This window comes from Burkholderia sp. AU31652, from assembly GCF_002223155.1.
GTDB lineage: Bacteria > Pseudomonadota > Gammaproteobacteria > Burkholderiales > Burkholderiaceae > Burkholderia.
Window position 1 is genome coordinate 1,047,793 of record NZ_NKFG01000003.1, and the last position, 13,097, is coordinate 1,060,889.

Annotated in this window: 12 protein-coding genes; 11 read left to right on the forward strand and 1 reads right to left on the reverse strand. The window is 69.4% G+C overall.

The window, feature by feature from the left end; all coding sequences use genetic code 11:
* Positions 1-135 precede the first annotated feature (135 nt).
* Positions 136-2,760: an alanine--tRNA ligase gene (gene alaS, locus CFB40_RS07540; RefSeq protein WP_089430953.1), complete on the forward strand. Its 2,625-nt coding sequence runs from the start codon at positions 136-138 to the stop codon at positions 2,758-2,760.
* Positions 2,761-2,885: 125 nt separating this feature from the next.
* Here alaS and CFB40_RS07545 read toward each other — a convergent pair whose 3' ends face one another.
* Positions 2,886-3,800, reverse strand: a complete 915-nt coding sequence (locus CFB40_RS07545) for a LysR family transcriptional regulator (protein WP_089430954.1) — start codon at positions 3,798-3,800, stop codon at positions 2,886-2,888.
* 123 nt (positions 3,801-3,923) lie between these two features.
* Between CFB40_RS07545 and CFB40_RS07550 the strand changes: the two genes are divergently transcribed.
* From CFB40_RS07550 to CFB40_RS07595, 10 genes are all read left to right on the forward strand, one after another.
* Positions 3,924-5,177, forward strand: a complete 1,254-nt coding sequence (locus CFB40_RS07550; RefSeq protein WP_089430955.1) for a YbfB/YjiJ family MFS transporter — start codon at positions 3,924-3,926, stop codon at positions 5,175-5,177.
* 121 nt (positions 5,178-5,298) lie between these two features.
* Positions 5,299-5,835: an NUDIX domain-containing protein gene (locus CFB40_RS07555; RefSeq protein WP_089425155.1), complete on the forward strand. Its 537-nt coding sequence runs from the start codon at positions 5,299-5,301 to the stop codon at positions 5,833-5,835.
* Between the two features lie 139 nt (positions 5,836-5,974).
* The gene (locus tag CFB40_RS07560) at positions 5,975-6,412 is read left to right on the forward strand and encodes an acyl-CoA thioesterase (protein ID WP_089425894.1); all 438 of its coding nucleotides are present in this window, start codon (positions 5,975-5,977) and stop codon (positions 6,410-6,412) included.
* Positions 6,413-6,419: 7 nt separating this feature from the next.
* Positions 6,420-7,355 (forward strand): branched-chain amino acid ABC transporter permease, encoded by a 936-nt coding sequence (locus CFB40_RS07565; protein ID WP_089431397.1) that lies wholly within the window; start codon positions 6,420-6,422, stop codon positions 7,353-7,355.
* Positions 7,348-8,577: a branched-chain amino acid ABC transporter permease gene (locus CFB40_RS07570; RefSeq protein ID WP_089430956.1), complete on the forward strand. Its 1,230-nt coding sequence runs from the start codon at positions 7,348-7,350 to the stop codon at positions 8,575-8,577. The genes CFB40_RS07565 and CFB40_RS07570 overlap by 8 nt, the downstream gene beginning before the upstream one ends.
* The gene (locus CFB40_RS07575) at positions 8,574-9,326 is read left to right on the forward strand and encodes an ABC transporter ATP-binding protein (RefSeq protein ID WP_089430957.1); all 753 of its coding nucleotides are present in this window, start codon (positions 8,574-8,576) and stop codon (positions 9,324-9,326) included. The genes CFB40_RS07570 and CFB40_RS07575 overlap by 4 nt, the downstream gene beginning before the upstream one ends.
* Complete coding sequence (locus CFB40_RS07580) at positions 9,323-10,027, forward strand: ABC transporter ATP-binding protein (RefSeq protein ID WP_089425158.1); 705 nt, start codon at positions 9,323-9,325, stop codon at positions 10,025-10,027. Before CFB40_RS07575 ends, CFB40_RS07580 begins: the two co-directional genes overlap by 4 nt.
* A gap of 246 nt (positions 10,028-10,273) precedes the next feature.
* The gene (locus CFB40_RS07585; RefSeq protein ID WP_089430958.1) at positions 10,274-11,506 is read left to right on the forward strand and encodes a beta-ketoacyl synthase N-terminal-like domain-containing protein; all 1,233 of its coding nucleotides are present in this window, start codon (positions 10,274-10,276) and stop codon (positions 11,504-11,506) included.
* 54 nt (positions 11,507-11,560) lie between these two features.
* Positions 11,561-11,968, forward strand: a complete 408-nt coding sequence (locus CFB40_RS07590; protein ID WP_179255258.1) for an acyl-CoA thioesterase — start codon at positions 11,561-11,563, stop codon at positions 11,966-11,968.
* A 351-nt stretch (positions 11,969-12,319) separates the two neighbouring features.
* Positions 12,320-13,066, forward strand: a complete 747-nt coding sequence (locus CFB40_RS07595) for an SDR family NAD(P)-dependent oxidoreductase (RefSeq protein WP_089425159.1) — start codon at positions 12,320-12,322, stop codon at positions 13,064-13,066.
* Positions 13,067-13,097: the final 31 nt, after the last annotated feature.

Consider the following 13,097-nt stretch of genomic DNA (forward strand, 5'->3'; position numbering starts at 1 on the left):
GGGCCGCCCGTACGGCCGCGCCGGCTGGGGCGCCGGTCTGTATCGTATAATCGATCGTTTACGATAACTGCCGCCGTGCGTCCGTGAGGACGGCCGGCGTTTGAAGCCGTCTCAGCCAGACACTCCCCGCACGCCATGAAAGCTGCCGAAATCCGCGAGAAATTCCTCAAATTCTTCGAATCGAAGGGCCACACGATCGTCCGCTCGTCGAGCCTCGTGCCCGGTAACGACCCCACGCTGATGTTCACGAACTCGGGCATGGTCCAGTTCAAGGACGTGTTCCTCGGCACGGACCCGCGTCCGTACTCGCGCGCCACGACGGCGCAGCGCAGCGTGCGCGCGGGCGGCAAGCACAACGACCTCGAGAACGTCGGCTACACGGCGCGCCACCACACGTTCTTCGAGATGCTCGGCAACTTCTCGTTCGGCGACTACTTCAAGCACGACGCGATCAAGTTCGCGTGGGAACTGCTGACCACGGTCTACCAGCTGCCGAAGGAGAAGCTGTGGGTCACGGTCTACCAGGAAGACGACGAGGCGTACGACATCTGGGCGAAGGAAGTCGGCGTGCCGACCGAGCGCATCATCCGCATCGGCGACAACAAGGGCGCGCGCTACGCGTCGGACAACTTCTGGACGATGGGCGACACCGGCCCGTGCGGCCCGTGCACCGAAATCTTCTACGACCACGGCCCGGACGTGTGGGGCGGCCCGCCGGGGTCGCCTGAGGAAGACGGCGACCGCTACATCGAGATCTGGAACCTCGTGTTCATGCAGTTCAACCGCGACGCGCAGGGCAACATGACGCGCCTGCCGAAGCAGTCGGTCGACACCGGCATGGGCCTCGAGCGTCTCGCCGCGGTGCTGCAGCACGTGCACAGCAACTACGAGATCGACCTGTTCCAGAACCTGATCAAGGCCGCCGCGCGCGTGACCGAAATCAGCGACCTCACGAACAACTCGCTGAAGGTGATCGCCGATCACATCCGCGCATGCTCGTTCCTGATCGTCGACGGCGTGATTCCCGGCAACGAAGGCCGCGGCTACGTGCTGCGCCGGATCGTGCGCCGCGCGATCCGCCACGGCTACAAGCTCGGCCGCAAGGGCTCGTTCTTCCACAAGCTGGTGGCCGACCTCGTCGCCGAGATGGGCACGGCCTATCCGGAGCTGAAGGAAGCCGAACAGCGCGTGACCGACGTGCTGCGCCAGGAAGAAGAGCGCTTCTTCGAGACGATCGAGCACGGCATGTCGATCCTCGAAGCCGCGCTGGCCGACGTCGAGGCGAAGGGCGGCAAGGTGCTCGACGGCGAGCTCGCGTTCAAGCTGCACGACACCTACGGCTTCCCGCTCGACCTCACGGCCGACGTGTGCCGCGAGCGCGGGATGACGGTCGACGAGCCGGCATTCGACGACGCGATGGCGCGCCAGCGCGAGCAGGCGCGTGCGGCCGGCAAGTTCAAGGCCGCGCAGGGCCTCGAATACACGGGCGCGAAGACCACCTTCCACGGCTATGAAGAAATCGCGTTCGACGACGCGAAGGTCGTCGCGCTGTACGTCGACGGTTCGTCGGTCAACGAAGTGAAGACGGGCCAGGACGCGGTCGTCGTGCTCGACCACACGCCGTTCTACGCGGAATCGGGCGGCCAGGTCGGCGACCAGGGCGTGCTCGCGAACGCCGCGACGCGCTTCGCGGTAGCCGACACGCTGAAGGTGCAGGCCGACGTGATCGGTCACCACGGCACGCTGGAGCAGGGCACGCTGAAGGTCGGCGACGTGCTGCGCGCGGAAATCGACGCGCATCGCCGCGCCCGCACGCAGCGCAACCACTCGGCCACCCACCTGATGCACAAGGCGCTGCGCGAAGTGCTCGGCGCCCACGTGCAGCAGAAGGGTTCGCTGGTCGACGCGGAAAAGACCCGCTTCGACTTCGCGCACAACGCACCGATGACCGACGACGAAATCCGTCGCGTCGAGCAGATCGTCAACAACGAAATCCTCGCGAACGCGCCGGGCATCGTGCGCGTGATGCCGTACGACGAAGCCGTGAAGGGCGGCGCGATGGCGCTGTTCGGCGAGAAGTACGGCGATGAAGTGCGCGTGCTCGACCTCGGTTTCTCGCGCGAGCTGTGCGGCGGCACGCACGTGCACCGTACCGGCGACATCGGCTTCTTCAAGATCGTCGTCGAAGGCGGCGTCGCGGCCGGCATCCGCCGCGTCGAGGCGATCACCGGCGACAACGCGGTGCGCTACGTGCAGGAACTCGACGCGCGCGTGAACGAAGCCGCGGCCGCGCTGAAGGCGCAGCCGTCGGAGCTCACGCAGCGTATCGCGCAGGTGCAGGACCAGGTGAAGTCGCTCGAGAAGGAGCTGGGTGCGCTGAAGTCGAAGCTGGCGTCGAGCCAGGGCGACGAGCTCGCGCAGCAGGCGGTCGAAATCGGCGGCGTGTTCGTGCTGGCCGCGACGCTCGACGGCGCCGACGCGAAGACGCTGCGCGAAACGGTCGACAAGCTGAAGGACAAGCTCAAGAGCGCGGCGATCGTGCTGGCCGCCGTCGAAGGCGGCAAGGTCAGCCTGATCGCGGGTGTCACGCCCGACGCGAGCAAGAAGGTCAAGGCCGGCGAGCTCGTGAACTTCGTCGCGCAGCAGGTCGGCGGCAAGGGCGGCGGCCGTCCGGACATGGCGCAGGCAGGCGGCACCGAGCCGGCGAACCTGCCGGGCGCGCTGGCCGGCGTGAAGGGCTGGGTCGAAGCGCGGCTCTGATCGTCACGACCGATGTGATGCCGTCTCGTGGCGGCATCGCTTGAAACAAGAAAGACCCGATCGGCATCTGCCGGTCGGGTCTTTTTGTTGGTACGCGGGCACAACGCGTGCCGGCCGCCCGGCGATCAGGCCGGTACGGTGACTGGCGGCTTCGTTGCATCGTCCGGTTGTCGCGCGGCTTCGGTGAGCGCCTCGCGCAACGCGGCCAACGCCGCCGATGCATAACCCTGCCGCCACGCGAGCAGCGTATCGATGCCTTCCAGTTCGGGGATCACGTGCGCGGTGATGTTGCCGGTCTCGGGCTGCAGGTCGAGCACCGAACGCGGCGCGACCGCGATGCCGGCCCCCGCCGCGACGCACGCGACGATCGCGTGATACGACCCGAGTTCGAGCACGCGCGCCGGCTTGACGCCGTGCCCCGCGTACCACTGCTCGACGTACTTGCGATACGTGCAGCCGCGCTCGAACGCGATCAGCGTCGGCAGGATCACGTCGCGCGGCGTGCGCACCGGCGGGTGGCCGCGCGGCGTGAGCAGCACCAGGTCCTCGCGGAAGATCGGCACCGTCTCGAACGTGTCGGGGAGCGTCTCCGGCGCGGGCGGGCGGGCGAACAGCGCGGCGTCGATCTCGAAGTCGCGCACGCGGTCGATTAGCCAGCCCGTCGTGCCCGTCAGCAGCTCCAGCGACACGTCGGGCCACGCATGGTGATAGCGCGCGAGCACGGTCGGCAGGCGGCTCGCGGCCGTGCTTTCCATCGTGCCGAGCCGCAGCCGCCCGCGCGGCGTGTCCTCGCGTATGGCGTCGCGTGCCTCGTCGGCGAGCGCGAGCAGGCGCTCCGCATACGGCAGCAGCGTGTGCCCGGCCGGCGTCAGCACGAGCCGGCGGCCGTCGCGCACGAACAGCGCCGCGCCGAGTTCCTCCTCGAGCTGCTTGATGCGCGTCGTGACGTTCGACTGCACGCGATTGAGCTTGGCCGCCGCGCGCGTCACGCCGTTCTCGCGCACCACGGCCCGGAAAATCGCCAGCGCCGCCAGGTCCATGATTCTCTCCGAGCGATGATTGGATTCTCAATTATTCATTTTTCGAGAACGTTTGGTCAAGCTAGGATGGAAGCATTCCGATTTCCGATCCGGCCTGCGCGTTGAACGCCGGCCCTTGCCGCCATGTCCCGCTCCGATGCCCCGACCGCCGCCGCCGGCGCGCCTTCCGTCGATGATGCCGACCGCCGCGCCCGCACGGCCGCGCTGGCCTGCATGGTCGGCCTCGCGGTCGTGCTCGGCGTCGGCCGCTTTGCGTTCACGCCCTTGTTGCCGCTGATGCTCGCGGACGGCTCGATCGGCCTGAAGGCCGGAGGCTGGCTCGCGTCGGCGAACTACGCGGGCTACTTCGTCGGCGCGGTCAGTTGCGCGGCGCTGCGGGTGGCGCCCGCGCGCATGGTGCGCGTCGGGCTCGTGGCCACCGTGCTGCTTACCGCCGCGATGGGCGTCGGCCACCTGCTGCCGGTGTGGCTCGCGGTGCGTTTCGTCGCGGGCATCGTCAGCGCGTGGACGTTCGTGTTCGTGTCGCAATGGGGGCTGCGGCGGTTGGCCGACCTGCATGCGCCGGAGTGGAGCGGGGTGATCTATGCGGGCCCCGGCGTCGGCATCGTGGTGACGGGCCTGATCGGCAGCGCACTGGCCGGCCAGCGCGCGGCGTCGGGCTGGCTCGGTTTCGCCGCGCTGTCCGCGGTGCTGTCGGTCGTGATCTGGCGCACGTTTGCGGCCACCCCGGCGCAAGCCGTGCCGTCGGGCGGCGCCGCGCCGCAGGCGGCCGCCGCAACCGCGTCGCACCACGCGCACCACGCGCACAAGCGCCGCCATCGCGCGGACGCCGCTTGGCTCGTCGTGCTGTACGGCATGCCGGGCTTCGGCTACATCATCACCGCGACGTTCCTGCCGCTGATCGCGCGCGCGGCGCTGCCGGCCGGCTCGCCGTGGCCCGACCTGTTCTGGCCGATGTTCGGCGCGGCGCTGATCGTCGGCGCGATCACCGCCGCGCGGCTGCCCGGGCACTGGGACAACCGGCTGCTGCTGGCGGCCGGCTGCGCGACGCAGGCGCTCGGCATTGCCGCCGGGATCGTGTGGCCGAACGCGGCCGGTTTCTCGGTCGGCAGCGCGCTGCTCGGCCTGCCGTTCACCGCGATCACGCTGTTCGCGATGCGCGAGGCGCGGCGTCTGCACGGCGAGCGGGCCGCCGGGCTGATGGGCTATGCGACCGCGTCGTACGGGGTCGGGCAGATTCTCGGCCCGCTCGTCGCCGCGCCGCTGGCCGCGCGCTTCGGGTCGTTTTCCCCCGCGCTGTGGGTCGCGGTGGCCGCGCTGCTGCTGGGCGCCGCCGGTTTCGCGGCGACCGCCGCACGCGGGCGGCGGCAACCCTGACGTCGGCGGGGCCGGATCGTCTGCGGCACGGGCAAACTCGCTAGAATGAAGCCTTTCCCGCGCCGAGCGGGTGCGCGGGCAGCCGGCAGGCGGCCGTCCGGCGCCTGCCAGATTCCCATCGATGACCACCGCCGATTACCGCTTTTGCCCGCGCTGCGCGAGCCCGCTCACCGAGCGCGCCGATCCCGACCATGAAGGCGGCCGCCTTCGCCAGGCGTGCCCCGACGACACCTGCGGCTATGTGCACTGGAACAACCCGCTGCCCGTCGTCGCGGCGATCGTCGAGCTCGACGGCAAGATCCTGCTCGCGCGCAACGCGGCCTGGCCCGAAGGCATGTTCGCGCTGATCACCGGCTTCCTCGAGAACGGCGAGACGCCCGAGGACGGCATCGCGCGCGAGGTGTTCGAGGAAACGGCGCTGAAGGCCGAGCACGTGTCGCTGGTCGGCGTCTACGAATTCATCCGCAAGAACGAGCTGATCATCGCGTACCACGTGCGGGCGTCGGGCACGGTCGCGCTGTCGCCGGAACTGCTCGAATACAAGCTCGTCGATCCGCCGCTGCTGCGACCGTGGCGCGCCGGCACGGGCGTCGCGCTCGCCGACTGGATGCGGGCGCGCGGCCTCGATTTCGAATTCGTCGACCGGCCGGGGCAGTGACGGGCCGGCCCGTCAGCCGCGTTGCATCCGCCGTGCCGCGAGCGATCGCGGCGCGGCGTTCCGCTTCTCGCCGGCGCGCCGTGTCATGCGGCCGCTGCGCTTCGCCCACCTCGCTTCCCTCGTCCTGACCGCCATCGCCATGTCCGACAAGCCGCAACCACGCCCGCGCGACGCCTATCGCCACTTCCTGCCGATCACGACCCGCTGGATGGACAACGACGTCTACGGGCACGTGAACAACGTCGTCTACTACAGCTACTTCGACACGGTCGTGAACGAATACCTGATCCGCGCCGGCGTGCTCGACGTCGAGCACGGGCAGACGATCGGCCTCGTGGTCGAGACGCAGTGCAACTACTTCGCGCCGCTCGTGTTCCCGCAGTCGGTCGACGCCGGGTTGCGGGTCGTGAAGCTCGGCACGTCGAGCGTGCGCTACGAGGTCGGGCTGTTCGCGCAGGGCGACGCCACGCCCGCCGCGCAGGGGCACTTCGTGCACGTGTACGTCGATCGCGGCACGCGCCGGCCGGTGCCGCTGCCCGATGCGCTGCGCGCCGCGCTCGAGCCGCTCGCGGCCTGACGGCGCGGTGCACGCGTTCGCGCTCCAGGCCTTCAACGGCCTCAGCTACGGCTTGCTGCTGTTCATGCTGTCGGCCGGCCTCACGCTGATCTTCAGCGTGCAGGGCGTGCTCAATTTCGCGCATGCGAGCTTCTACATGCTCGGCGCGTACGTCGGCTACAGCATCGCGGCCGGCGCGGGCTTCTGGCCCGCGCTGGTGCTCGCGCCGCTCGCGGTCGGGCTGCTCGGCGCCGGCTGCGAACGCATGCTGCTGCGCCGCGTGCAGGCGCGCGGCCATACGAGCGAACTGCTGCTGACCTTCGGCCTCGCATACCTGATCGGCGAGGGCGCGAAACTCGTGTGGGGCCTCGCGCCGCTGCCGGCGCCCGTGCCGGCGCTGTTCGACGGCGCGCCCGTGACCGTATTCGGCCTCGCGCTGCCGCGCTACCGGCTGTTCATGATGGCGATGTCCGCAGCGATGCTGGTCGCGCTCGGCGCGCTGCTGCGCGCGTCGCGCATCGGGCTCGTCGTGCGCGCCGCGCTCACGCACCGCGCGGCCGTCGAGGCGCTCGGCTACGACGTGCCGCGCGTGATGACTGCACTGTTCGGCGCGGGCACCGCGCTCGCGGCGCTGGCCGGCGTGATCGGCGCGCCGCTCGCGGTGATCGAACCCGCGCTGGCCGAAACGGTCGGGTCGGTCGTGTTCGCGGTCGTCGTGATCGGCGGGCTCGGCTCGCTCGGCGGCGCGTTCGCGGCGTCGCTCGCGGTCGGCTTCGCGCAGACCTTCGCGGCCGCGAGCGACACGTCGCTGCGCGACCTCACGGAATGGGCGGGCATCGCGCTGCCCGACAGCATGGCCGCGGTGTCGATCGCGCAGCTGGCGCCGCTGGTGCCGTACCTGCTGCTCGTCGCGGTGCTGGTCGCGCGGCCGCGCGGGCTGTTCGGCGAGCGTGCCGATGCGTAACCGCATGCTCGCCGGCGTGATGCGCTGGTCTCTGTTCTCCGCCTGCGTCGTGCTGCCCGCGTGGCTGTGGCCGCATGGCGCGGTGCTCGGCTATCTCGCACAGACGGCCGCGCTCGTCGTGCTCGCCCTGTCGTACAACCTGCAGCTCGGCACGACCGGGCTGCTGTCGTTCGGGCACGCGGCGTTCGCGGGCCTCGGCGCGTTCGCGGCCGCGCACTGGTTCAACCACTTTGGCGGCCCGCTGCCGCTATTGCCGCTCGTCGGCGGCGTGGCCGGCGCCGGTTTCGGCTTTGCCGCCGGGCTGCTCGCGACGCGCCGCTCGGGCACCGCGTTCGCGATGATCACGCTCGGGCTCGGCGAATGCGTCGCGGCCGCCGCGTGGAGCGTGCCGGCCTGGTTCGGCGGAATCGGCGGCGTGCCGATCGACCGCGCGAGCGGCACGCCGTGGGGCGGCTGGCATTTCGGCGCACCCGTCCAGGCGTATGCGGTGGTCGCCGCGTGGTGCCTCGCGTCGGCGTGGGCGATGCATGCGCTGACGCGCACGCCGCTCGCGCGGCTCGCGAATGCGGTGCGCGACAACCCGGTGCGCGTGGCCGCGCTCGGGTCCGATCCGCGCCGCGTGCGGCTCGCGATGGTCACCTGCGCGTCGTTCTTCGCCGGCGTCGCCGGCACGCTGACGCTGATCGACGTCGAGATCGCGACGCCCGACAGCGTATCGATGGCGCGTTCGGCGACCGTGCTGATCGCTGCCGTGATCGGCGGCACCGGCGCGTTCTTCGGGCCGGCGGCCGGTGCGGCCGTGCTCACGGTGCTGAGCATCGTCGTCGCGGGCGTGTCGCGCGCGTGGGCGCTGTATCTCGGCGTGCTGTTCGTCGTGGTCGTCATGGCCGCGCCGCGCGGGATCGCCGGGATCGTGCAAGCGCTCGCGCAGGCGTTGCGGCGCGGCGCGCCGGCGGCCGAACGGTGGCGCATGCTGTGCGCGGTCGGTGCGTGCGTGTTCTGGAGCGTCGCTGTCGTCTGCGCGGCCGAGCTCGGCTACGCGTGGCGCTTCGCGCAGGACGACGGCGCGGGCTTCGCGTTCGGCGCCTGGAGCGTCGACGCCGATACGCCGGCCGGTTGGGCCGTCGCGTGCTCCGCGTTCGGCATCGGCACGCTGCTGTGGGGCTGGCGCACGCGGCTCGCGCCGGGCGGGCAAGCCGGCAAGCGGGAGGACGGGCGATGAACGGCAACGCGATCGCGCTGCACGGCGTGGTGCAGCGCTTCGGCGCGCAGACGGTGCTCGACGGCGTCGAACTGAGCATCGCCGCCGGCGAGCGTCATGCGCTGATCGGGCCGAACGGCGCGGGCAAGTCGACGCTGTTCGGCGTGATCGCCGGTGCGGTGCGGCCCATGCGCGGGCGCGTCGTGCTGCATGGCGTCGAGCTGCGCGGGCGCGGGCCGGTCGTCGCGAGCCGGCTCGGCATCGGCCGCAGTTTCCAGCAGACGAGCGCGTTCGCGCGGCTGACCGTGTTCGACAACCTGCGCTGCGCGGCGCTGCATGCGCCGGCTGAGCGGCGGCGCTGGTGGAACCGGCTGCGCGAAGCGGCGTCGGTCGATCTCGCGGCCGCTCGCGTGCTGCACGACATCGGCCTCGATGCGCACCGCGACACGCTGGCCGGCGAACTGAGCTATGCGGAACAGCGCGCGCTCGATCTCGGGATCGCACTCGCGAGCGGCGCGCGCACGCTGCTGCTCGACGAGCCGACGGCCGGGATGAGCCGCGCGCAGGCGGCGCGGATGATCGCGCTGATTCGCGCGACGACGCAGGGGCGCACGGTCCTGCTGATCGAACACGACATGGATGCGGTGTTCGGTTTCGCCGAACGCATCACGGTGCTCGTGCGCGGCACGGTGGTCGCGACCGGCGCGCCCGATGCGATCCGCGCCGATCCGGCCGTGCGGGCCGCCTATCTGGGCGAGGGCGGCCCATGAGCGCGCTGCTCGACATTCGCGACCTGCGCGCATGGTACGGGCTGCAACCCGTGCTCGACGGCGTCGATCTCGCGCTGGCGCCAGGCGAGACGCTCGCGCTGCTCGGCCGCAACGGCTCGGGGCGCTCGACGCTCGCGAAGGCCGTGATGGGGCTCGTGCGCACGGCCGGCTCGGTGCGCATCGGCGGCGCCGAATGCGTGGGGGCGCGCACGTTCGAGATCGCGCGGCGCGGCGTTGCTTACGTCGCCGAAAGCCGCGACGTGTTTCCGCTGCTGACGGTACGCGACAACCTGCGGCTCGGGCTGCGCGGCGTCAGCGGCGTGGCCGAACGCACGGCGCTCGAACGGCTGTTCGACCGCTTTCCGTTGCTGGCCGCGCGCGCGGACGTGAAAGCGGGGCGGCTGTCGGGCGGCGAGCAGCAGGTGCTCGCGCTGGTGCGGGCGCTGGCCGGCCGCCCGCGCGTGCTGATCGTCGACGAACCGGCCGAAGGGCTCGCGCCGCTCGCCGTCGACGAAGTCGGCGCGTGCCTCGCCGCGCTGCAGGCCGACGGTGTCGCGATCGTGCTGATCGAGCAGCGGCTGCAGTTCGCGCCGCGGCTCGCGCGGCGCGTCGCGGTCATGGGGCGCGGACGGATCGTCTATGACGGCGCGCTCGACGGCCTGGGCGGCGAGGTCGCGAACGCGTGGCTGAGCGCCGGTTAAGTGCCCCTGTCGTGCACTTCCATCTCTTCATCGAACGGGCCGATCGGTAGCGTAAAAATTTCGCTCTCCTTCTCAGCGCAGATGCCGCGCGGCATACTTGAATTCGTGTGATAAATACACTATTGATTTGATTGTTGTATTCGCACGTCATGATCGATACAGGGCGCTGTCTGTCAGACGGCCGGTCGAACGCCATGGTCGGCCCTTTTAGCTACCGTGAGTGGTCTGTCCATGGAGAACGGGGCCATGAGGCGAGCGGTTATTACGGGCATCGGCATCGCGTCCAGTATCGGTAGCGATGTGCGTACCGTGGTCGACGCGTTGCGCACAGGCCGCAGCGGCATCACGTCGTCGGCACTGTTCCAGGAGGTGGGTCTGCGCAGCCACGTATGGGCGCCGGTCGACCTGCCGTACGCGGACCGCGTCGATCGGCGCCACCTTCGCTTCATGACGCCGGCCGCGCTGCAGGCGCATGCGTGCATGCAGCAGGCGATCGATGACTCGCGGCTCGCGGCGCACGACGTATGGAACGCGCGCACGGGGGTTGTCGTCGGCAACGCGTGCGGGATTCCGAATGGCTATCTCCATGCGACTCAGGCGATGCGTGAGCGTGGGCTGCGCGGCGTCGGCGCCTACGATATCGTGCAGTCGATGCCGTCAATGTACGCGGCGTGTCTCGGCGTCGCTTTCGGTATCCGCGGAGTCTGCTACGCGATCTGCGCCGCTTGTGCGGCATCCGCGCAATGTATCGCACACGCAGTCGATCTGATTGCGTTTGACCGGCAGGACGTTGTGTTCGCCGGCGGCGCCGAGGAAGTCGGGTGGGAAATCGCGTGTCAGTACGACGCGATCGGCGCGCTGTCGACTCGCTACAACGACGCACCCGCGTGCGCGTCTCGCACCTACGATGCTGAACGTGACGGCTTCGTGATTTCCGGCGGTGCCGGACTTGTCGTCGTCGAGGAACTGGCACACGCGCTTGCGCGTGGCGCGCGCATCTACGCAGAGGTGATCGGGCATGGAACGACGACCGACGGCGTGGACATGGTCGCGCCGTCGGGCGAGGGAGCGGCGCGCAGCATGCGTCTCGCATTGCGCGGCGTCGCGGCTCCGATCGATTATCTCAATACGCACGGCACGTCCACCCCGGTCGGCGACATTCGCGAACTGGACGCGATTCGCGAAGTCTTCGGTGCCGGCGCGCCTCCGCTGTCGTCGACGAAGACGACCACCGGCCATGCCCAGGGCGCAGCCGGGGTGCACGAATTCATCTATACGCTGCTGATGCTCGAACATGGCTTCATCGCGCCGAATGCCAACGTGGCACGGCTGGACGATGCGGCGGAAGGCTTCGATATCGTCATGCACCCGACCGATCGGTGTCTCAAGACCGCGATGTCCAACAGCTTCGGTTTCGGAGGCGTGAACGTTTCGCTCGCGATCGGTAAGCTGGATCACGTGCACGCGGGTTTGTCGTGACGCGGCATGCACGCTGTTCGCATTCTGTTTGCTTACGTTTCAGGAGGCCGTGACATGCACCGTGTTCCCGATCATCGCAGTCACCATTATTCGATGCGCGTACCGTTCGCTGACATCGATCTCGGCGGCGTCGTTTATCACGCTCACTACCTGCGTTACTTCGATCAAGCAAGGATGGAATGGTATCGCGCGAACGGTGTCGATCTGGCCGAGATGATGAGCGGGCAGCGGCGCGGCCTCATTGTCTGCGGCATCGAGACCGAATTCATGTCGCCGGCATGCCACGATGAGCTGCTCACGATTCAGACCACACTTGACGAGTTCACGGGCGTAAGGCTCGCGTTTCGTCAAGATGTATACCGCGAGGACAGGTTGATTGCGCGGGGCCGCACCAAGCTTGCCGGAATCAGCATGGATACGCTACGGCCGGCGCGGATTCCGTTCTCGTTTGCACTCGAGTAGGCCGGCAGGGTCCTACCTGTCGTCAGCGAATTACACGGTGTCGCATCAAAGCTCGTGCTGGTTTCCAGCTTCGTCGATACGAACACGCCGTAGAGGGAGGCGCATGTTGCGCTCAGTGGGTTGCGGCGCTCGCTCGCTGATCCGTGGCTGAGCGCCATCTGACATGACGACGATAACGGCGCGCGAGCGATTGTTCGGAAAACGCTGCCAGTCAATTCGTGTCGAGCCGCTTTATCGCCGCGGTACCGCACAGTAAATTGCCAGTCATACCGGTTGCATCTCGACGCAACGACGCAACAGCGCGGCAGCCGGCACCCTCCATCGAAAGTCTTCTGACTGAGGAATGAAATCATGAGCAAGCTGGCAAACAAGGTCGCGATCGTCACGGGCGGATCGAAGGGCATCGGCGCGGCGATCGCGAAGGCACTGGCCGCGGAAGGTGCGTCGGTCGTCGTCAACTACGCGAGCAGCAAGGCAGGCGCCGATGCGGTCGTGAGCGCGATCGTCGAAGCCGGCGGCCGCGCGGTCGCGGTTGGCGGCGACGTGTCGAAGGCAGCCGACGCGCAACGCATCGTCGATACGGCGATCGACACGTACGGGCGTCTGGACGTGCTCGTCAACAATTCCGGCGTGTACGAATTCGCGCCGATCGAAGCGATCACCGAAGAGCACTACCGCCGGCAGTTCGACACGAACGTGTTCGGCGTGCTGCTGACCACGCAGGCCGCGGTCAAGCACCTCGGCGAAGGCGCGAGCATCATCAACATCAGCTCGGTGGTGACCAGCATCACGCCGCCCGCCAGCGCCGTGTACAGCGGCACCAAGGGCGCGGTCGACGCGATCACCGGCGTGCTCGCGCTCGAACTCGCGCCGCGCAAGATCCGCGTGAACGCGATCAACCCGGGGATGGTCGTGACCGAAGGCACGCACAGCGCGGGCATCATCGGTTCCGATCTCGAAGCGCAGGTGCTCGGCCAGACGCCGCTCGGCCGCCTCGGCGAGCCGGACGACATCGCGTCGGTGGCCGTGTTCCTCGCGTCGGACGATGCGCGCTGGATGACCGGTGAGCACCTCGTCGTGAGCGGCGGGTTGAACTGATCCGGCAAGGGCGGTGCAGCGGCGCGCGTGC